Here is a 20,788-nt window from a genome sequence, read left to right as displayed (position 1 = left end):
CGGACTACATTGCATGTTTGAATTAAAAAAAATAGTTTCTGCATTACTGATGCCCTTGCCGGCTCTGCTCATTTTAGGGTTCATCGGCTTGCTGATCCTCTGGTTCACACGTAGAAAGGGACTGGCCTCCACTTTCATTACCTTTTCTCTGCTGGGTATTTTCCTCGTGTCGTTCCAGCCAATTGCGACCAGCTTGCTGAGACCAATAGAACGTGAAAACGAGCCATTTGTACCTAGCGGTGAAGCTATTCAGTATGTAATGGTGTTGGGTAGCGGCCATGTAATTGATCATGCGATGCCTATGACATCAGAACTTTCACGTACATCTTTGATGCGTCTTTCCGAAGGGATACGAATCCAGCGAATGTACCCTGAATCCAGATTAATCCTTTCCGGCTATGATGGCGGAACAGGTGTTAGTCACGCAAGAATGATGGCTAAAGTCGCACTGGCTCTGGGTGTAAACAAAAATAATATCCTGTTACTGGAGACGGCAAAAGATACCTGGGAAGAGGCATTTCAGGCAGCTTCTGTTGTCGGCAAACAAAAAATGGTTCTGGTTACCTCTGCAAGTCATATGACCCGTGCGTTGTATGAATTCGATCAGGCAGGTCTGGCTCCGTTGCCTGCTCCAACCAACTTCCTGGCGAGCAATAAAATCAAGCAGCCATGGGCCCGCTACAGCCCTAAGGCTCAGTACCTAGAGCAAACTGAACGCTACTGGTATGAAACACTTGGTCGTTGGTGGCAACTACTGCGTGATGCTCTTGCAGGCTCAGAACCGGTAACTGAAGAGCCTGCAACATCTGGCACTAACAATCAGATATCGCTTGAGCTCAATCAGCAAAAGGTGAGTAACCCGGTTTAAAACTCTCTTCAATTTATCTGTCTGGCTGGCCGACAACCGCTCGGCCTGTCACCTCACCTGTTTATAATCCCACCATTCAGAAACGCATTCGACAACCATTCCAACCCGCAAACCATCTGCCACCTATACTCTAAGCACTTAAAGGCTGAGTAAAACATCATCGCAATGAACAATCCTCAAGCCTTATTCTTAATCGTTTTATCATGTTCGATTTTCGTATAGTTGTCGGGAGTGAAAACCATTTCCATTCCATTTGTCTGACTTTATTATCAGCTACTCATAACCAAACACGTCAAAAACGGATTTTTCTGGCTACAAAACATACAGTTATCGGTTGCTCAACATGATGTATCTAATAATAAATCTCGCGCTATTCACCCTTCTTATAGGTTTTCTATTCAAACAACAAAAAGCAGAACTCACACTGTCCAAAAGAGTCTTTACCAGTCTTGGATTAGGTGTCATCTTTGGTGCTGGGCTGCAATTTTTCTATGGTGGCGGAAGCAAGGCAATTGCTGACACCTTGGAATACGTCAACGTTGTTGGTGCAGGTTATGTCAGCCTGCTGAAAATGATCATAATGCCGCTTATTACCGTTTCGATCATAGGCGCCATAATTAAAGTGAAGGGCTCCGGTTCATTGGGTAAAATTTCCGGTCTGAGCATTGGCATCCTGCTGGCCACAACTGCGGCTTCAGCTCTGATTGGTATTCTAATCAGTAACCTGTTTGCCCTGTCTGCAGACGGCATCGTTCAGGGTGCCCGTGAAATCGCCCGTGGTGAAGTACTGGAGACTCGCCTTGTCAGTGTTGAAAGCCTTTCTTTCGCCGACATGATCATCTCTTTCTTCCCTGGTAACCCGTTTGCTGATCTGGCTGGCAGTCGTCCGACATCCACTATTGCTGTAGTCATCTTCTCCGCATTTATCGGTGTGGCAGGCCTGACTGTTATCCGCACTCAACCTGAGCTTGGCCAGAGTTTCGAGAAATTCATAACTGTTGCCCAGGAAGTCGTCCGTACCTTGGTACGCATGGTACTGGGCCTAACACCTTATGGTGTACTGGCTCTGATGACTAAAGTAGTGGCAGGTTCCAATTATGACGACATCCTTGATCTGATTAACTTTGTTGTCGCTTCTTATGTAGGCCTTGGCTTAATCCTGCTGATGCATCTGGTATTAGTAGCATTCGTTGGTGTGAACCCGTTGCGCTACCTGAACAAGATCCTGCCGGTACTGACATTTGCGTTCACCTCACGCTCGAGTGCAGGAACAATTCCGCTGAATATCGAAACTCAGGTGAAAAAACTGGGTAACAGTGAAGGTGTATCCAACTTCTCTGCTTCCTTTGGTGCGACCATGGGACAAAATGGTTGTGCTGGTTTGTATCCGGCAATGCTTGCAGTAATGATTGCGCCGACCGTCGGCATTAACTCTCTAGATCCGGGCTTCATGGCGACACTGATTGCTGTCGTTACTATCAGCTCATTCGGTATCGCTGGCGTCGGTGGCGGTGCAACCTTCGCAGCCCTGATTGTTCTGTCGGCACTGGATATGCCTGTTGCACTTGCTGGTTTGCTGATTTCTATCGAGCCATTGATTGATATGGGTCGTACAGCGATTAATGTCAGCGGCGCAATGACAGCCGGTACTATCACTTCCCGTCTGCTAGGCGAAGCTGATAAAGGTATCTTTGACTCTGAGCAGGATGTCGAAAGCAAAAACGCCAACGCATAACCAACATCAGCAGGCAGTTATAGAAACGAAAAGCCACCAAATCATCATGGTGGCTTTTTAGTTGACTCATAAAGCTTTTAACTAACAAAGGGGCTGATATCGCTATCAGCCCCTTTATGAATTTAATATCCGAAACTTAGCTTAGCCGATAAGTTCGCGAACTTTTTCCAGGTCTTCCGGCGTATCAACACCGGCAGGCGGTGCATCAATCGCAACTTCAACATGAATTTTCTCGCCATACCAAAGTACACGTAGCTGCTCCAGCGCTTCGATTTTCTCCAGCGCACTCGGTTCCCAATTAATATAGGTATTAATAAAACCGGCACGATAAGCATAAATACCTATATGGCGCATCAGGTTATGATGAATTTCCTGAGGTCGCTTGGCAAAGTTATCACGATCCCAAGGAATTGATGCACGACTGAAGTACAAGGCATAACCGTTTTTGTCGGTAACAACTTTTACGGCATTGGGGTTAAACACTTCATCAGCGTGATCAATTTCAACCGCCAGTGTCGCCATTGGCGCATCATTGTGAGCCAGGTTATCGGCAACCTGACGAATAATTGTATCAGGGATCAACGGCTCGTCACCCTGAACGTTAACCACGATCTGATCGTCTGCTAACTGGTACTTTTCAACCACTTCAGCCAGACGCTCTGTGCCCGACTCATGGTCATCACGGGTCATGCAGACTTCACCACCAAAGCTCTTCACCGCATCAGCAATACGCTGGTCATCAGTCGCTACAATCACCTGTTCAGCACCGGCTTTACTCGCCTGCTCATAAACCCATTGAATCATCGGCTTTCCGCCGATATCCGCCAAAGGTTTACCCGGCAGACGCGAAGACTGGTAGCGTGCAGGGATGATAACCGTAAATGACATTATTTCACCTCGTCACAACTTAGTGTGCGTGCTTCTGGTTCAAGCAAAACCGGAATGCCATCCTTGATCGGATAAGCCAAACGGTCAAATTTGCACACCAGTTCACCTTTGTCTTTATCGTAGTTCAGCTTACCTTTACAAACCGGGCAAGCCACGATTTCAAGCAGACGATGATCCATATTCTTCCTTTACCTCAATAATCCGATTAATAATGGCTTCAGCTTCAGGTTGTGGTAACGCGGCATCAACCGGCAGATACCACCAGTCAGACTGAGCGAAAGTGTGGCATTTCACCGCATCTTTCTCTGTCATTACTAAATTCTGCCCTTTAAGGGCCAATTGTTTTAGTTCTTGCTCGGAGAATGCCTGATGATCAGCAAACGGCTGACAGACCACAGGGGTAACTCCCAACGATTTAAGAGTGTTGAAAAAGCGAGGCGGATGACCGATGCCTGCCATCGCGACCACATCTTTTAGTTCAGAGGCCGCTTTTCGTTCTCCGGTAACCAAATTAATAAGCGGTGACGGCTGAAGCTGCATTCGGGCTTCGCCCTTTTGAGCCTCGCCACCGTTACAGATCAGAAAATCCACGTCTAACAAACGATCACAGGATTCACGAAGCGGCCCCATTGGAATAAGCTGTTGGTTACCAAAACGGCGCTGGCCGTCAATGACCACGATTTCAATATCGCGCTCCAACGCGTAATGTTGCAAGCCATCGTCGGTGATGATGACATCAACATCCTGCTCTAAAAGCAGCTTTACGGCTTCAGCCCGTTTCGGTGATACTGCAACCGGTGCACCAGTTCGTCGGCGGATCAGCACTGGCTCATCACCAGCTTCAGCAGTGGAGGTATCGTCATTTACAGGGAAAGGGTAGTAAGGTGCCTTGCCCCCATAACCACGGGATACCACCCCCGGTTTAAGCCCTTTTACCTGCAACTGCTCTACCAGCCAGACCACAACTGGGGTCTTACCATTACCGCCAGCCGTAATATTTCCGACAACAACAACCGGAACCGGTGCTCGATAAGCTGTTTTCTTACCGCTCTGATATTGCTGACGACGACTACGGCTGATCAAACCAAACAGCTTGCTCAGCGGCCACAAAACAGGATTCAACACCACCCCAGCCGGATGACGCTCAAACCAGATTTTTTCAATAAGCGAAGCCATCATTCACCAATCTTATTCGCCGAACTGAATACGATGCAGCTGTGCGTAAGCACCGTCAAGAGCCAACAGATCAGAGTGAGTACCACGCTCGATGATTTCACCTTCATCAACAACCAAAATCTGATCTGCGTTTTCAATTGTCGACAAACGGTGAGCAATCACCAACACAGTACGATCTTTTTGCAGTTCATCCAACGCCGACTGAATCGCACGTTCAGATTCCGTATCCAATGCAGATGTTGCCTCATCCAGAATCAGGATTGGCGCATCCCGCAGCAGGGCTCGGGCGATAGCAATACGCTGTCGCTGACCACCGGACAAGCTGACACCATTTTCACCGATCATGGTATCAAGACCATGTTCCATGTTCTCGATAAAGTCCATTGCATAAGCAAGCTCTGCCGCCTTTTCAATTTCAGCACGACTGTATTTTTCACCACTCGCATACGCAATATTATTGGCAATCGTATCGTTAAACAGATGGACGTTCTGAGACACAACAGCCACCTGCTCACGCAAACTCGACAACTTATAGTCATAGAGTTCATGGCCATCAATAGTGATTTGGCCAGAATCAATGTCATAGAAACGGGTTAGCAGGCTGGCGATGGTACTCTTACCGGATCCTGAACGCCCTACCAAAGCAAAGGTTTTACCTGCCGGCAGTGACAGGTTGACATTACGCAACGCAGGTGCATCTTTCGTCGGATAAGTGAAGGTTACATCTTTCACCTCAACATCACCACGAACACGCTCAACGACAAGAGTACCGTGATCTTTTTCCGTTTCCAGCTCCATCAGGCCAAATAGAGTCTGACAGGCAGCCATACCACGCTGGAACTGAGATGTTACGCTGGTTAGCGCTTTAAGCGGGCGCATCAAACCGAACATAGAGCCGAAAATCAAAGCAAAAGTCCCCGGTGTCAACTCGTTACGCAGTGTGTCGGTATTCGCCAACACCAACACCACAACCAGCGCCAGTGAAGCAATAACCTGAATCACAGGGTTAGCAATAGCCTGAGCAGATACCAGCTTCATCGTCTGCTGGCGCATACTGTTACTCACCTGGTCAAAACGCTCTTTCTCAACACGCTGGCCACCATAGCTCAGAACTACCTTATGGCCTTTTAGCATTTGCTCTGCGGAAGAAGTAACAGACCCCATGGCATCTTGCATGTTTTTCGAGATTTTACGAAAACGCTTCGATACAACACGAATGGAAACCGCAACAACAGGCGCAATGATCAGCAAAATTGCAGACAGCTGCCAGCTGTTCCAAAACATAATGGCCATCAGAGCAATAATGCTGGCACCTTCACGAACAAGGCTAACCAACGCACCACTGGTTGCTGATGCAACCTGCTCTGAATCATAGGTGATGCGAGACAGCAACTTACCTGAGGATTCTTTATCGAAGAAGCTGACCGGCATTTTCATGAAGTGATTGAACATCTGGCGACGCAATGTCATTACAACATTACCAGATACCCAAGACAGGCAGTAAGCAGATACAAAGCTACTTATACCGCGTACGATCATCAGGATAAGCAAGTAAATTGGCATCATTGCCAAGAAATTGGACTCAAGCGCATCCAATCCCCCGAAACTTTCATCCATCAATGGCTTAATCATCGACAGCATGAGTGCGTCACTAGCGGCGTTAATGACTAGTGCCACCACTGCAACGCCAAGGCCTGCTTTATACAAGCTGATTGAAGGCCACAATCGTTTAAACGTTTCCCAAGTGGATTGATCTGTAGGTTGTGTCATGGAAACCAGTTTTTCTGAAAGACAATTTTGCACATTCTACTCGCATAGTGCCGATGCACCAAATAAGTTACGGCATCGATTTTTCGAGCAGCCTAATAATTAAGCAATTTCTCAATTTTTCTGACTGAACAGCTCTCTGTACCAACTGTTTTTTATATCCTGACGATACCGTAACACCTCCAGCTTTCCCGGTTTAACATCAATCCTAACCTGCCCAGTTTCTGACGTTGCCAGCCATATCGCCTGCTTATCAAGGTAGCGCTGACGAATATCCGGTGACGGCAAATGCCAAGGGTTATAGCGCGCAACAGACACTAAGGCATAGCGAGGAGACATCCCTTTAAGCCAGGTCGCTGTAGACGATGTTCGGCTGCCATGGTGAGGAACAAATAAAATATCGGGATTGAGTTCAGGCTCCAACTGAGCCAGCAGTAGTTCAGAAATGGCATCAATATCGCCGGTAAGCAATGCGAGCGTTGGAGCTGCCGGATTGATAAGCCTGTCACTGACTTCGATAACACAAGAATGCGGATTAGCTGCTCGCGAAACCAGTCTCGGCGGCCATAACACACGAAAATCAAGTTGCTGCCATTGCCAGCGCTCACCTCTGATACAGGGCAAAAAACCGTCACGACGGTCACTGCTTCGCTTCCATTCCGGGCGCATTCTTTCAATGATATCCTGAGTACCTCCGGCATGATCGCTATCGGCATGACTGAGAATCAAACCATCAAGCCGAGTAATACCATAGCTTAACAAAACCGGTTCAATTACCGCTGTGGCAATGCTGCCCTGTTGCCAGCGGTTACCTGTATCGTAAAGTACGGCAGTCCCGTTACGCCGAATTATTACGGCAAGACCATGACCAACATCTAGCATTTCCAGCTGCCAGCCCTCTTCACCGACAGGCTTCTTATGCCCCGAACCCGGCCATCCTTGCCAGCACACCACTGTGAGTATCAAAACAAAGTGCAAAGCACAGAAACGGCGCAATGGCAAAAACCACAGCAAGACCAAACATCCGGTTGCGCCTAAAAGAAAAGTTCCCAACGTTGACGAAATACTCCACCACGCTCCCGAGGCCTGTTCAGCTAATGACATGACTGGTGTGAGGGAATAATCCGCCAAAGTCCAGAAGAAAACAGAAACAGATGACAGCCCTGATCCGACTATTGCCGCTAGAACGAAGGGAACAGTCAAAATACTAACCAAAGGAACAGCAAAGAAATTAATCAACGGGGCCAATAACGAGATCCCACCGAACCATTGCCACTGCAAAGGCAACATCAGCAGTAACAGCACTAACTGCACTTGCATCAGCAAAAGCAGTCTGGCCAGCCACATCTGACTAAAAGAGAGGCTATATAGGTGATTAACACGCATACCGCTAGCACTGGCGAAATAAAGAATGAAGACAGCTGAAAATGACAACCAAAAACCGGCCGAATAAGAAGCCAACGGATCAATACATAGACAAATTACCAGTGCTAACAACCAAATTTGCCAGCCGGGCCATAGCACCTTTATTCGTAATAGCCCCATCACTATTGCGCTCATCAACAGCGCTCGCAGGGTCGGTAAACTGAATCCCGCCAACCAGACATACCCCAAAGTGAACAACAAACCGATCCATAACGGTAACCAATTTATGATTCGCCATTCCGGCATCGTTCCACGGAATACGCATCCCAGCCACCAGCCGCACAATAAGGCAAGTCCTATATGCAGTCCGGATATCGCCATTAGGTGGGCAAGCCCGCTGTCACGAAGTCGAAGCCAGTCTTGGTTACCTAACCCGTCGCGATAACCAAATCCTAAAGCTAATAGATAAGACTGATACTGCAATCCACCAGTTAACTGAACCGCCTGATCAAATATCTTCTGCCGGAAAGACGGCTGTGATCTATCATTCAGCCTGAATCCGGATATCACAACGCCTTTGCCATGAATTCCGTTACCGACATAGTACTGCTCAGCATCAAATCCCGCCTGATTAACCCTGCCATACGGACGTCTCAACCTTACACTTAATTGCCATGTTTCACCCTGTTTCATGACAGTAGCATCGGACCATTCAAGGCGTACTTTAATAGGAAGGCTGCTCGAAGAAGAACTGTGTTCAATTGACAACACATTAAAATTAAAAGAAGTCGTTGGAATGTCAGCATTTAATAGGCTGCTAACTTTACCAACTATGGTAATATTTCCGCGCTCATTTGGTATAGCCTGAACAGCATGGGTGTAACAGCTTGCTCCAATCTTCGCCACAAGGGTTCCTAAGACGACCCAGATCAAGACGTTGAAACGGAAAAAATACGAAACTACACCACCTATCATTAAGGCTGTAATGAACCAAATATAATCTGGAATAAACTGCCAGAAATGAAGCGATAAGATCCCTAATGCAATACTGGCTGCGGCTCTGTTCATTGTCGCCATGCCATTACATAAAAGAAACAACAATGCCAAGACATGTAATTAAACGCTTCCTGCCCAGTCATGAAGTCATCAAGCGCCAGAAAGCGCTGAAGATTTTCGGCAACGTGCTTTATAACCCCAACCTGTGGTGCCTTAACCGCCGTTCGGCTTCGGGCGCGTTCGCAGTGGGCCTTTTTATGGCATTTGTTCCATTGCCCAGCCAGATGATTATGGCAGCAGGCCTTGCTATTTTGTTCAGCGTTAACCTGCCTTTGTCGGTTTGTCTGGTATGGGTGAGTAACCCGGTAACCATGCCGGTACTGTTTTACGGCGCCTATAAAATCGGGGCCTGGCTGATGCATACTCCCCACCAACCTTTTCACTTTGAACTTTCCTGGGAGTTTTTGCTGCATCAGATGAGCCAAATCGGTCCTCCTTTCCTTCTTGGCTGTGCAGTATGTGCGGTAACTTGTGGCCTGGTTGGTTACTTCGGTATTCGCGGGCTCTGGCGATACTCAGTAGTAAGAAGCTGGAACAAAAGAAAATTCCGCTAAACAGGATCAAAAAAACCTCGCTTATGCGAGGTTTTTTTATTGCCTTTCAACCAGCATATCAATCGTCAGAATAACTCTGAATCAAAGAGTGGAAGTCAGCTAACAAGCTAAAGATGGGATGTAGAACCAAAACTCCACTTTACTGGAAACCACATCACATCCCTAACAGAGCCGACACTGAACAGCAGCTTCATGCAACCACTACTTCCACATAACCTTCACTGGTTATCCCAGATTGATTATTTAGCACTGAGGACTTGAGCAGGTTGCAGAGCACTTGCCCGTCTTGCCGGATACCAGGTTGCCAACAGGCTCAACACAACCGCTGTTGCCGTCACGATTGCAACGTCATGAACAGCCAGCTCTGTCGGCAAAAAGTCCACGAAGTAAATATCGCCAGAAAGGAACTGGTGACCGATAAGGTTTTCCAGCCCTTTAATCAACCCCGTCAGGTTTATCGCCACTAACGAGCCTAACACTGAACCCAGAACGCTGCCGACAACCCCGGACAAAATGCCGTGCCAGATGAAGATCGCTTTCACTAACCCATCACCGGCTCCCATCGTACGTAAAATGGCGATATCAGCAGCACGGTCTTTCACCGCCATCATCAGCGTCGAGACGATGTTAAAACACGCCACACCAATCACCAGCACCATCACCAGGTACATAATGGTTCGTACCATCTGGATATCACGGTAAAGGTAACCGTATTTCTGAGTCCAACTTTTCAGATAAACATAGACAGGAAGGGTAAAACCGACTTCTCTTACGATCGCCGGCGCTTCAAGGACATTATCAACATTAATTGAAATCCCGGAGATACCTTGCCCTATCGACAGATACTGCTGCGCATCAGCCATCGGAATAAGAGCAAAGTTATGGTCAATCTGGCCACCCAAAGCCAGCAAACCGGCGACCTGCAGTCGAATACGGTGCGGAGCCTTTAGTTTCAGGCTCGGATCCGGATTAGGGATCATTGCCGTAATCCAATCACCTTCAGTAATACCCAGCTTGTCGGCCACACCTTTACCCAAAATAATCTGTTTACTTCCTGCAGAAAACTGCTGCCAGGCATCACCCTGAATATAATCAGGCAAGGCACTGACTTTTCGCTCCTGTTCAGGATTTACTCCTCGCACCTCAACGGCTTTCAGGCTGCTTCCCTTTTCCAACAGAGCCGTAAATCGAACATAAGGAGCCGCAGCTTTCACTCTAGGGTGTAACTGTACAGTTTCCAGCACCGGCTCCCAATCAGTAAACGGCGGTTTTACCGCTTCAAGTTCACCATGCGGGATCACCGACAATACCCGATTCTGCAACTCACGCTCAAAACCGTTCATAGCCGATAAACCGATAATGATCACCGCCACTCCGACGGCAATCCCCAGCGTCGATGAAATCGAGATAAACGACACCATCCGGTTGCGCTGTCTGGCCCGGCTGAAACGACTGCCGATAAACAGAGACAGAGGTCGGAACATCAGGCTACCTCCACCTGCTCAAGTACACCATCCTGCATGTGCATACAACGATCCAGCTTACCCGCCAGTTCATTGTCATGAGTCACCACCAAAAATGCAGTTCCGGACTCACGATTAAGCTTGCGCATCAAATCATAGATCTCATGTGCTGTTTTATGGTCTAGGTTACCTGTCGGCTCATCCGCCAACACCAGCGCTGGTTTGTTTACCAGTGCTCGGGCAATAGCAACACGTTGTCGTTCACCGCCACTCAGCTCTGACGGACGATGTTCGAAACGATGGCTCAGGCCCACCTGCTCAAGCATACTCTGCGCTTGTGAGCGAGCTTTATCCGTAGCCACACCACCGATCAGCAACGGCATAGCCACATTTTCCACTGCACTGAAATCAGCCAACAGGTGATGGAACTGATATACAAAGCCAATATCCTTATTACGGATTTTGGCCTGCTTGTTAGCACTCATCGCATTCAGCTTCTGCCCTTTAAAGAACACTTCACCATCAGTCGGTGTATCCAGTGCGCCAAGCAAATGCAGCAAAGTACTCTTACCGGAACCGGAAGCCCCGACAATGCCAACCAGCTCACCGTCATTAATACTGAAACCAACCTCTTTCAACACCTCTGTTTCAAGCTGAGCTTCGCGATATACCTTACGAAGACCATGACAAACTAATAACGAATTATTCATAACGAAGTGCCTCAGCAGGACGAACAGATGCCGCGCGATAAGAAGGAAAAACAGTTGCCAGCAAACTCAATAAAATTGCACCGGCAATCACAAAGAAAACTTGCAGAGGTTCAACAACAACAGGCAGTGAACCACCAATCATCAGCAGTTGCACTCCCAGCACTGACAGAATGGAATTAAGGTTAAAGGCGACAAGTGTACCCAGCAGGCCGCCGGCTAATGCACCAATGACGCCACTACTGGCCCCCTGGACCATAAAGACCATCAGCACCTGCCCTCGGGTCATTCCCTGAGTTTTTAGGATGGCAACTTCGGCCTGCTTCTCCATTACCACCATAATCAGGGCGGAAATGATATTAAAAGCAGCTACACCGATGATTAGCCCCAGCATCAGCCCCATCATGTTCTTTTCCATTTTCACAGCCTGGAACAGTTCACCGCGTTGCTCTCGCCAGTCAGACCATACCCAACCACCATCAAGCGGCTGATTTGCCAGCTCAGTGACCACAAAAGGATCATCGACAAACAAGCGCCAACCGGAAATCTCGCCCGACTTGTAACGTAACAGTCTGCCTGCATCGGTAATATTAGTGAGGATCAATTGCTTATCGACATCCGAGCCGGTATTGAACATGCCTTCAACCACAAAATTACGCTGGCTCGGCATCCGTCCCAACGGAGTATACTGACTGGCACTGGTCACCATCAGTCGGATTTTGTCGCCAACGTTAACGCCTAACTGAGCAGCTAACGACTGCCCCAAAATTACGCGATAGCTACCTGGAGTCAGGTTAGCCAGTTCACCACGGGTAATGTGATAACCAACTGGCTCAAAACCGTCAGGATCAACACCTAACAACATACCCGCTGATAATGATGAGGCACTCTGTAATACCGTTTCACTGCGTGTTAATGGTGTTACCGCCAGCACATATGGTAATTGAGTAAGAGAAGCGGGCGGCTCAGATTCAAATGCCACCCGCCCGTCCGGCTGTGACACTACGGCCTGTGGCAATACGCCGAGAATCCGCTCCTTTAGCTGCTGTTCAAAGCCGTTCATTACCGAAAGCACAGTCACTAACGACAGTACACCGATAGTGATACCCGCCGTAGACATATAAGAGACAAACCGACTGAAGCGATCCCCTGAGCGGCCCCGTAAATAGCGCAGGCCGATAAAAAATGAGACTGGATGAAACATAAACGAGGTCGAAACCATCCTATTCAAAACTGCTCGCAAGAATACCCGTTGCCGCTCTTAATTACCATCCGATGGCGTAAAACTAATGTAAAAACAGAGGGTAAAATAAGCACAGTTTCCGTGCTGCGCTTGCTCGAAGGCGATGGGTAAGTGATAATCGAAGAATAGTTAATTTATGAAGAGTATGACATGGAACAGGATGAGTATTTTTCAGTCCAGTATGGGCTAACCATCAATGTGGAACTGCTCGGCAAAAATGAACAGCTACCTGATGACCTGGCGTTTAACCAGGAGATTCCGCCTCTGTTCCGTGTCGCCCGCGAGTGCTCCAGCCTGGATGACAACGTTGATCAGTCGCTTAGCAAGCTGACTAAAGAAGAAAGCAAACCACTACTCAACTACCTGACGGCTCAGAACAATAAGATTAACTTATTGCTGTCGTATGTGTTATCGCAACAGAATGATCCGACGAAACGTTACATTACCCGTACATTTGGTGCCAGCCGCCTGAGCTTTTTATCTAAAGCTGCTTTTCCGGTCGGCAGTATTGTCCGGGTTAAGCTATTTTTGGATAAGCCGTCAGCAGCCGTTTACTGTTATGCAGCCGTAACGGGTTGCCAGGTTCGGGGCAAATACTATGAAGTGGCACTCTCATACAAACGCCTGCTGGAAGATGACAGGGATCTGCTGATTCGTGCAGCCCTGTATGTACAACAGAAATTACTGCGCCAACGCGCCCAGCAGCGAACTGATACTCAATAAATTCTCATGAAATCAAATCTTCTACTTTCTCTGCCATTACCGAATAAACAGGGAGAAAACCGCTTTATCGGTAATGTGTCAGGTGCAGCCCTGGCCTTATCTGTCGCGGAGCTTTCACAATCCCATCAGGGCCCAGTGCTGGCTGTTGTTCCCGACACCCAGACAGCACTTCGCCTGCAGCCGGAAATCACCCAGTTTACTGATGTCGAAGTTAATGTATTCCCGGATTGGGAAACCCTGCCTTACGACAGTTTTTCTCCGCACCAGGACATTATTTCTGAGCGACTGTCTCGACTTTACCGTCTTCCGACACAAAAAGACGGCATCATTCTGGTTCCGATCAGCACCCTGTTACAGCGTCTGACACCACGTGAGTTTATCCATCAGCATGCACTGATTGTCTCCAACGGTGATCGCCTGTCACTGGACAAGCTGCGCCTACAGTTGGAAGCATCCGGTTATCGTCACGTGGATCAGGTAATGGAGCATGGTGAATACGCCAGCCGAGGCTCACTGCTTGACCTGTTCCCTATGGGCAGCGACCAGCCATACCGCATTGATTTCTTTGATGATGAAGTTGATTCAATTCGCCAGTTTGAACCGGAAACCCAGCGTTCGACCGGAGAGATTGACAACATCCACCTGCTGCCGGCTCATGAATTCCCGACAAATGAAATGGCAGTAGAAAGCTTCCGTATGCGCTGGCGCGAACGATTCGAGGCTCGTCGTGAACCGGAATCCATCTACCAGCAGGTCAGCAAACGAACCTGGCCGGCTGGTATCGAGTACTGGCAGCCGCTGTTTTTTGACCAGACAGAAACCCTGTTTGACTATCTGCCGGATACCAGCCTGCTGGTAACTATCGGCGAGTTGGAGCCGGCAGTTGATCACTTCCTGACCGATGCTGAATACCGTTATGACCAACGCCGGGTCGATCCGCTGCGCCCACTGCTCCCACCTCGGGATTTATGGCTGACTAAAGAAGAGATGTTTGCCGGCTTCAAAACCCTGCCACAGGTACGGATCCGCCGAGATGCTGAGCCGGAAAAAGCCGGTCGCTACAACCCTGAGCTTGAGCCGGTTCCGACGCTGGCCATCAATCATCAGCTAAAAGAACCTCTGGCTGAACTTCGCCGTTTTTCTGAACAGTTCAACGGCCAGATCATTTTCTCGGTTGCCTCTGAAGGCCGCCGTGAAGCAATGCTGGATTTGCTGGCTCGAATCAAGCTGCGCCCGATGGTCTGCGACAACCTTTATGACGCTGCAAACAATCCGTCCAAATTTACGCTGGTAATCGGTGCAGCAGAACAGGGCTTCATTCTGGAAAGTCCTGCTGTCGCCTTTATCTGTGAAAGCGATCTGTTAGGTGAGCGTATTGTTCAGCGCCGCCGTCGCGACGACAAAAAAAACGTCAATACCGACACCATCATTCGTAACCTGGCAGAGCTGCAAATTGGTCAGCCAGTGGTACATATTGATCACGGTATCGGCCGTTATCAAGGGCTACAAACGCTGGAAGCCGGCGGCATCAAAACAGAATATGTGACCCTTGAATATCAGAACGGCGCCAAACTATATGTACCGGTAGCCTCGCTGCACCTGATTAGCCGCTATTCCGGCGGTGCAGAAGAAACAGCCCCAATCCATAAGCTTGGTGGTGAAGCCTGGGCTAAAACACGCAGAAAAGCGGCGGAGAAAGTTCGTGATGTCGCGGCTGAACTGCTGGATGTCTACGCTAAGCGCGAGATGAAACCGGGCCACAAATTTAAATTAGATCGTGAAGCCTATGCTGACTTCTGTACCAGCTTCCCGTTCGAAGAAACCCATGACCAGGCCCTGGCCATCAATGCTGTGCTATCTGATATGTGCCAGGCTAAGGCCATGGACCGACTGGTATGTGGTGACGTTGGCTTCGGTAAAACAGAAGTGGCGATGCGCGCAGCCTTTGTGACCGTCGATAACAGCAAGCAGGTAACAGTACTTGTTCCTACAACCCTGCTGGCACAACAGCACTTTGAGAACTTCCGTGATCGCTTTGCCAATACGCCAGTCCGGGTTGAAGTACTTTCCCGATTCAAGACAGCCAAAGAGCAAAAGCAGATCCTTGCTGATGTAGCCGAAGGTAAAATCGATATCCTTATCGGTACTCATAAGCTGCTCAATGCTTCAGTCAATTACCATGATCTTGGTTTACTCATCGTCGATGAAGAGCACCGCTTCGGTGTACGTCAGAAAGAGAAAATCAAAGCTATTCGTGCTGACGTCGATATCCTGACCCTGACCGCAACTCCTATCCCGCGTACGTTGAATATGGCTATGAGCGGAATGCGCGATCTGTCGATTATTGCGACACCGCCAGCCCGCCGTCTAGCAATCAAAACTTTCGTCCGAGAAAAAGACGACATGCTGGTACGCGAAGCTGCTCTGCGTGAAATCATGCGTGGCGGTCAGGTGTACTTCCTTCACAATGATGTCGAAACCATTGAGAAAACAGCCGAAGATTTAGCCAAACTGGTCCCGGAAGCCCGGGTCACCTTTGCCCACGGGCAAATGCGTGAGCGCGAGCTGGAAAAAATCATGGGTGATTTCTACCACCAGCGCTACAACCTGCTGGTTTGTACCACCATTATTGAAACCGGTATCGATGTTCCGACAGCCAACACCATTATCATCAACCGTGCAGATAACCTCGGCCTGGCCCAGCTGCACCAACTTCGTGGCCGGGTTGGCCGCTCACACCATCAGGCATATGCGTACCTGCTAACACCGCATCCTAAGCGAATGACAAAAGATGCGGTTAAGCGCCTTGAAGCTATTGCCTCGCTCGAAGATCTGGGTGCAGGTTTCACTCTGGCGACCCACGACCTTGAGATCCGGGGCGCAGGTGAGCTGCTTGGTGATGAACAAAGTGGACAGATTCAGTCAGTTGGCTTTACCCTGTTTATGGAAATGCTTGAACAGGCTGTTGAAGCATTGAAAGAAGGCAAAGAACCGTCTCTGGATGATCTGCTGCGCCAGCAGACTGAAATAGAATTGCGAATGCCGGCATTGCTGCCAGATTCTTATATTCCAGATATCAGCACTCGCCTGTCACTTTATAAGCGCATTGCCAGCGCAAATAATGAAGATGCGCTTAATGAGCTAAAAGTCGAGCTTATTGACCGCTTCGGCCTGCTGCCGGAGGCAACAACCAATCTTCTGACAGTCAATAAACTAAAAATGAAAGCAGCCGGTCTTGGTATTCGCCGTATTGAAGCCGGCGAAAAAGGCGGTTATGTTGAATTTACACAGAACGCAGCAATCGACCCTGGTTTTCTGGTCAACCTGCTGCAAACACAACCGCAGCATTACCGGATGGATGGCCCGACCAAGCTGAAACTGATGGCACCCATGAGTGATCGCAAGCAGCGAGTTAAGTATGTTGACGGCCTTTTAACAAATCTGACAGAAAACACTCTATAATTGATGGCACCAAAGTGCGGAGTATTATCTTGAAAAAACTGATTTATTTGCTGCTCTTAGCCATTAGCTGGCCAAGCCTGGCAGCACGACAATTCGATATCGAAGTGATCCTGTTCAAACGTAACATTGAACCTGCGCAGATCAGCGAGTCGTGGCCGGATCAACCGAAGCCTATCAATATGAAAGGCACAATTTCATTTGGCGACGAGCAAACACTGGCAGCAAAAGGGATCACACTGATGCCGCCTTCGCAGTACCAGTTAACGCCGCAATACAACAATCTGCGCAACCACGCCGGATTTACACCGCTGGCGCATTTTGGCTGGCGACAGGGCGACTTGAGCAAAGCAGTCGCACCTAAGTTTTACATTTCGGCGGGTAAGGATTTCTCTGCGCAATATTTGCCTGATGGCAGCTCTAAGGCGTCAATGATTCAAAGTCCAGCCTCTATTGAAGCTCCAGTATCTGAAGTAGCAGAAATGACAGAGGAAAGCGGCATTGTTGTTACCACTGACAACCAAACAGAAGCGCCAGCTGTTGCTGAAAAAACTCAGATTACACCGGAATCACCATTGTACGAACTGGAAGGAAAGATTCGAGTTTATGTCCAGCACTACCTGTTTACCGAAGCTGAGCTGGATCTGCGTGAACCAGGTCGTCGTGAAGTGATTGTTGGAGCTGAACCGCTTGATATGGAAACTGACCTACTCTCCGACAGCAGCAATGTTCAGATCGGCCATCTTCAGGAAGTGAAGAAAAAGGTTGAGGTCGAAGAATTTCTTAAATCCTACCGCCTTGATCAGAAACGTCGTATGCGCAGTGGCGAAACCCATTACTTCGATCACCCACTGATGGGCATGGTTGTCCAAATCCGACGTATCGACGGCTAATCACCGCTTTTATCGTTACGACAAAGGCTGCCACCCGGCAGCCTTTGTTTTATTTATCTGTGCCCCGTCACATACTCTCTTCACAAATGCATCAGACGCCTGTTGTTGACACATCGGTGACACACTAAGCTGTATATACTCAACTCAGAGCCAGCTTCATCCAAAATCGAAATAAGAGCAATCAGAATAAGTAAATTATGCCGATTGATACCAGACATATAACCCGGCAAACATTCAGGGATTGATATTACGCCGTATGAAATCTGACTTTGAATTTACTACCACCCGACTACTCTTTCGCCCCTTTAAGAGGGTTGACTTACATGCCCTCTACGAGGCAATTACCTCATCAGCCCCCGAACTCAGCCCATGGTTAGTCTGGTGTAAAGACAATTACCATCCCGATGATGCCTACGACTGGATCAACGCCAGCCGTCAAAACTGGTTAAACGACATAGGTTATGAACTAGCGATTTTTGACCGACATAACTTAGAGTTTATCGGGGCTATATCCCTAAACAACGTCTCACAACAGCTCAATTCAGCCGAACTGGGTTACTGGATAAAGACAAGCTGCCATCAACAGGGCTTTGCAACAGAAGCCTGCCGTGCCATGGCCGCCTTTGCCTTCAATGCTTTAGGATTGACTCGGCTGGAAATTGTTGTACATACCGGCAACCTTGCCAGCCAGCGAACAGCCCTCGCCTGCCAGGCAAAATTCGAATGTACTGCAAGAAACAGGATTTACGCTCAGGACAAAGCTTGTGACGGGCTGGTATTTTCACTGATCCCTGAAGATTTGGCTTCAGACTCCCTCTTTGACGAAAAAAGCGGAGAAGCAGTACAAGTTAATTCAGCTGACAGACTTCAAAGAAAACAATAGATCCAGTTACTTAACAATTGGTAGGAATGCAAAGCATCAGGTAGTATTAAAACCAATATCAAAAACAAACAGGTATTTATCGTGTTTAAAATCATCATGGCCATTGTGATTATCGGCCTTGTCATCTTCTTTATGCAGCGCACATTTGTTAACAAACAGGCGGCTGAAGACAATATCAAAGTTGGCGCGGAATTCCTGGCTGAAAACCTGAAACAAGAAGGTGTCCAGGTGACTGATTCCGGCCTGCAATACCTAGTTCTGCAACCTGGAACAGGTACTGTTCATCCAAAGGCAACTGATAAGGTGACCGTTCACTATCACGGCACCCTGATTGACGGCACAGTATTTGACAGCTCAGTAGAACGAGGTGAGCCTATTCAGTTTGGTCTGAACCAGGTAATCAAAGGCTGGACTGAAGGCCTGCAACTGATGGTTGAAGGGGAGAAGACGCGTTTGTTTATCCCATCAGAGCTAGCTTACGGCAACCGTGCAATTGGCTCAATCCCACCGGGATCCGTACTGATCTTTGATGTTGAGCTAATTAAGGTTAACTAAGCTTTCGAGCTAGTATAACGTTCAATCACATTGCTCCAGAATCGAAAAAACCGCCATCAGGCGGTTTTTTCTTTATCCAGATACCATTACATAATTAATGCAGTTTCAGATTCGGACGCAATACACGGTTAATACGACCAACCAACATCATCAGACCGGTCTTAAACAAACCATGAAGGGCGATTTGGTGCATGCGGTAAAGCGAAATATACACCACACGTGCGATACGACCTTCAACCATCATCGAGCCTTTAGTCAGATTACCCATCAGGCTACCGACAGTAGAAAAACGGCTCAGGGATACCAAAGAACCATGATCATTATAGATATAAGGCTTCTGCTCACGACCAGTCATCTTAGCGACGATGTTTGAAAAACAACGACTTGCCATCTGGTGTGCAGCCTGGGCACGTGGCGGTACGAAGCTACCGTCTTCCTGTACGCAAGATGCCAGATCACCGATAACATAAATATCATCATCTCGGGTTGTCTGTAGCGTTGGTTTCACAACTAACTGGTTAATACGATTCGTTTCCAGACCAGCAATCTCTTTAATAAAATCAGGAGCCTTGATACCTGCAGCCCAAACCATGATCTGAGCCGGAATATGATCACCGTCTTTGGTTGTCAGGCCAGTTTCATCAGCCTGAGTAACCATAGTCGCCGTGCGAACATTGACACCCAGCTTAGTCAGCTCGCTGTGTGCTGCACTTGAAATACGCGGCGGCAATGCCGGAAGAATACGCTCACCAGCTTCAACCAGGTTAACGTTAAGACGAGAGCTGTCCAGATCACCGAAACCGTAATTGCGCAGCTCTTTCACCGCATTGTGCAGCTCAGCCGACAGTTCAACACCGGTTGCACCACCGCCGACAATCGCGATGTCGACAGTCTTCTGATCTTTATTCGCGTGTAGCTTGAGGAACTGGTTGTTCATTTCCGTACGGAAACGGTGCGCCTGCTCCGGGCTGTCCAGGAAGATACAGTGCTCACGAACACCCGGCGTATTAAAATCATTAGAGGTTGAACCGATCGCCATAACCAGAATGTCATACTCCAGTTCACGTTCAGGCATCAGCAGTTCATCCTGCTCGTCATAGATAGCAGCCAACTGAATAGTTTTACGTTCACGATCAATAGACTGCAAACTTCCTAGCTGGAAATCAAAATAATGGTTTTTGGCATGGGCACGGTAGCTGAGTGCATCCACACCGGCATCCATAGAGCCTGTTGCCACTTCATGCAACAGCGGCTTCCACAAGTGGCTCGACTTACGATCGACCAAGGTTACAGACGCGCGTCGCTTGCGCCCCAAGGTTCGACCTAGTTTTGTAGCAAGCTCCAAACCGCCTGCACCACCACCGACTACGATAATACGTGTCACGATAACTTCCTCTTACTTTCTAATTTTTTGCTCAGGCTTTATATCGATTATTCATCCATAAATTACAGA

Annotated in this window: 17 protein-coding genes; 8 read left to right on the top strand and 9 right to left on the bottom strand. The window is 48.3% G+C overall.

The window, feature by feature from the left end; all coding sequences use genetic code 11:
* Positions 1-13: 13 nt before the first annotated feature.
* Both elyC and C942_RS02725 read left to right on the top strand, forming a co-directional pair.
* Positions 14-868, top strand: coding sequence for an envelope biogenesis factor ElyC (elyC, locus tag C942_RS02730; protein ID WP_007462151.1), 855 nt, complete (start codon positions 14-16; stop codon positions 866-868).
* Positions 869-1,211: 343 nt separating this feature from the next.
* Positions 1,212-2,603 (top strand): L-cystine transporter, encoded by a 1,392-nt coding sequence (locus tag C942_RS02725; protein ID WP_007462150.1) that lies wholly within the window; start codon positions 1,212-1,214, stop codon positions 2,601-2,603.
* Between the two features lie 141 nt (positions 2,604-2,744).
* Here C942_RS02725 and kdsB read toward each other — a convergent pair whose 3' ends face one another.
* From kdsB to C942_RS02700, 5 genes are all read right to left on the bottom strand, one after another.
* Positions 2,745-3,491, bottom strand: a complete 747-nt coding sequence (gene kdsB / locus C942_RS02720; protein ID WP_007462148.1) for a 3-deoxy-manno-octulosonate cytidylyltransferase — start codon at positions 3,489-3,491, stop codon at positions 2,745-2,747.
* Positions 3,491-3,670 carry a Trm112 family protein gene (locus tag C942_RS02715; protein WP_007462146.1) on the bottom strand — a complete coding sequence of 60 codons (180 nt, stop codon included), beginning with the start codon at positions 3,668-3,670 and terminating at the stop codon, positions 3,491-3,493. The genes kdsB and C942_RS02715 overlap by 1 nt, the downstream gene beginning before the upstream one ends.
* On the bottom strand, positions 3,651-4,667 hold the full coding sequence (lpxK, locus tag C942_RS02710; RefSeq protein WP_007462143.1) for a tetraacyldisaccharide 4'-kinase: 1,017 nt from the start codon (positions 4,665-4,667) through the stop codon (positions 3,651-3,653). The genes C942_RS02715 and lpxK overlap by 20 nt, the downstream gene beginning before the upstream one ends.
* A 12-nt stretch (positions 4,668-4,679) precedes the next feature.
* Positions 4,680-6,437 (bottom strand): lipid A ABC transporter ATP-binding protein/permease MsbA, encoded by a 1,758-nt coding sequence (gene msbA / locus C942_RS02705; RefSeq protein ID WP_036798409.1) that lies wholly within the window; start codon positions 6,435-6,437, stop codon positions 4,680-4,682.
* Between the two features lie 111 nt (positions 6,438-6,548).
* On the bottom strand, positions 6,549-8,867 hold the full coding sequence (locus C942_RS02700; RefSeq protein ID WP_007462139.1) for a DNA internalization-related competence protein ComEC/Rec2: 2,319 nt from the start codon (positions 8,865-8,867) through the stop codon (positions 6,549-6,551).
* 32 nt (positions 8,868-8,899) lie between these two features.
* Between C942_RS02700 and C942_RS02695 the strand changes: the two genes are divergently transcribed.
* The gene (locus tag C942_RS02695) at positions 8,900-9,409 is read left to right on the top strand and encodes a DUF2062 domain-containing protein (RefSeq protein ID WP_007462137.1); all 510 of its coding nucleotides are present in this window, start codon (positions 8,900-8,902) and stop codon (positions 9,407-9,409) included.
* 239 nt (positions 9,410-9,648) lie between these two features.
* Here C942_RS02695 and lolE read toward each other — a convergent pair whose 3' ends face one another.
* The 3 genes from lolE to lolC are packed head-to-tail and all read right to left on the bottom strand — an operon-like array spanning position 9,649 to position 12,783.
* Positions 9,649-10,893, bottom strand: a complete 1,245-nt coding sequence (gene lolE / locus C942_RS02690; RefSeq protein ID WP_007462135.1) for a lipoprotein-releasing ABC transporter permease subunit LolE — start codon at positions 10,891-10,893, stop codon at positions 9,649-9,651.
* Positions 10,893-11,582, bottom strand: coding sequence for a lipoprotein-releasing ABC transporter ATP-binding protein LolD (gene lolD, locus C942_RS02685; protein ID WP_007462132.1), 690 nt, complete (start codon positions 11,580-11,582; stop codon positions 10,893-10,895). Before lolD ends, lolE begins: the two co-directional genes overlap by 1 nt.
* Positions 11,575-12,783, bottom strand: coding sequence for a lipoprotein-releasing ABC transporter permease subunit LolC (gene lolC / locus C942_RS02680; protein WP_007462130.1), 1,209 nt, complete (start codon positions 12,781-12,783; stop codon positions 11,575-11,577). The genes lolD and lolC overlap by 8 nt, the downstream gene beginning before the upstream one ends.
* A gap of 189 nt (positions 12,784-12,972) precedes the next feature.
* Here lolC and C942_RS02675 point away from each other — a divergent pair, with 189 nt between their 5' ends.
* The 5 genes from C942_RS02675 (at position 12,973) to C942_RS02655 (ending at position 19,335) form a co-directional block, all read left to right on the top strand.
* Complete coding sequence (locus C942_RS02675; protein WP_007462128.1) at positions 12,973-13,545, top strand: PilZ domain-containing protein; 573 nt, start codon at positions 12,973-12,975, stop codon at positions 13,543-13,545.
* 6 nt (positions 13,546-13,551) lie between these two features.
* Positions 13,552-17,007 (top strand): transcription-repair coupling factor, encoded by a 3,456-nt coding sequence (mfd, locus tag C942_RS02670; protein WP_007462126.1) that lies wholly within the window; start codon positions 13,552-13,554, stop codon positions 17,005-17,007.
* Positions 17,008-17,036: 29 nt separating this feature from the next.
* Positions 17,037-17,897 carry a peptidoglycan binding protein CsiV gene (locus C942_RS02665; protein ID WP_007462119.1) on the top strand — a complete coding sequence of 287 codons (861 nt, stop codon included), beginning with the start codon at positions 17,037-17,039 and terminating at the stop codon, positions 17,895-17,897.
* A 256-nt stretch (positions 17,898-18,153) separates the two neighbouring features.
* The gene (locus C942_RS02660) at positions 18,154-18,780 is read left to right on the top strand and encodes a GNAT family N-acetyltransferase (RefSeq protein ID WP_007462116.1); all 627 of its coding nucleotides are present in this window, start codon (positions 18,154-18,156) and stop codon (positions 18,778-18,780) included.
* 81 nt (positions 18,781-18,861) lie between these two features.
* Complete coding sequence (locus C942_RS02655; protein ID WP_007462114.1) at positions 18,862-19,335, top strand: FKBP-type peptidyl-prolyl cis-trans isomerase; 474 nt, start codon at positions 18,862-18,864, stop codon at positions 19,333-19,335.
* A 94-nt stretch (positions 19,336-19,429) separates the two neighbouring features.
* On the opposite strand, the gene C942_RS02650 is transcribed toward C942_RS02655, so the two are convergent.
* Positions 19,430-20,719 (bottom strand): NAD(P)/FAD-dependent oxidoreductase, encoded by a 1,290-nt coding sequence (locus tag C942_RS02650; RefSeq protein ID WP_007462112.1) that lies wholly within the window; start codon positions 20,717-20,719, stop codon positions 19,430-19,432.
* Positions 20,720-20,788 lie beyond the last annotated feature (69 nt).

The sequence above is a fragment of the Photobacterium marinum genome, from assembly GCF_000331515.1.
Classification (GTDB): domain Bacteria; phylum Pseudomonadota; class Gammaproteobacteria; order Enterobacterales; family Vibrionaceae; genus Photobacterium; species Photobacterium marinum.
This window is presented reverse-complemented; position numbering and strand designations above follow the sequence as displayed.

Excerpts from the sequence above, each read along its gene's own strand:
- C942_RS02725 (WP_007462150.1), top strand. The coding sequence starts at position 1,212 with ATGATGTATCTAATAATAAATCTCGCGCTATTCACCCTTCTTATAGGT.
- elyC (WP_007462151.1), top strand. The coding sequence starts at position 14 with ATGTTTGAATTAAAAAAAATAGTTTCTGCATTACTGATGCCCTTGCCG.
- C942_RS02695 (WP_007462137.1), top strand. The coding sequence starts at position 8,900 with ATGCCAAGACATGTAATTAAACGCTTCCTGCCCAGTCATGAAGTCATC.
- lolD (WP_007462132.1), bottom strand. The coding sequence starts at position 11,582 with ATGAATAATTCGTTATTAGTTTGTCATGGTCTTCGTAAGGTATATCGC.
- kdsB (WP_007462148.1), bottom strand. The coding sequence starts at position 3,491 with ATGTCATTTACGGTTATCATCCCTGCACGCTACCAGTCTTCGCGTCTG.
- lolC (WP_007462130.1), bottom strand. The coding sequence starts at position 12,783 with ATGTTTCATCCAGTCTCATTTTTTATCGGCCTGCGCTATTTACGGGGC.
- lolE (WP_007462135.1), bottom strand. The coding sequence starts at position 10,893 with ATGTTCCGACCTCTGTCTCTGTTTATCGGCAGTCGTTTCAGCCGGGCC.
- C942_RS02700 (WP_007462139.1), bottom strand. The coding sequence starts at position 8,867 with ATGAACAGAGCCGCAGCCAGTATTGCATTAGGGATCTTATCGCTTCAT.
- C942_RS02715 (WP_007462146.1), bottom strand. The coding sequence starts at position 3,670 with ATGGATCATCGTCTGCTTGAAATCGTGGCTTGCCCGGTTTGTAAAGGT.
- C942_RS02675 (WP_007462128.1), top strand. The coding sequence starts at position 12,973 with ATGGAACAGGATGAGTATTTTTCAGTCCAGTATGGGCTAACCATCAAT.
- msbA (WP_036798409.1), bottom strand. The coding sequence starts at position 6,437 with ATGACACAACCTACAGATCAATCCACTTGGGAAACGTTTAAACGATTG.
- mfd (WP_007462126.1), top strand. The coding sequence starts at position 13,552 with ATGAAATCAAATCTTCTACTTTCTCTGCCATTACCGAATAAACAGGGA.
- lpxK (WP_007462143.1), bottom strand. The coding sequence starts at position 4,667 with ATGGCTTCGCTTATTGAAAAAATCTGGTTTGAGCGTCATCCGGCTGGG.
- C942_RS02660 (WP_007462116.1), top strand. The coding sequence starts at position 18,154 with ATGAAATCTGACTTTGAATTTACTACCACCCGACTACTCTTTCGCCCC.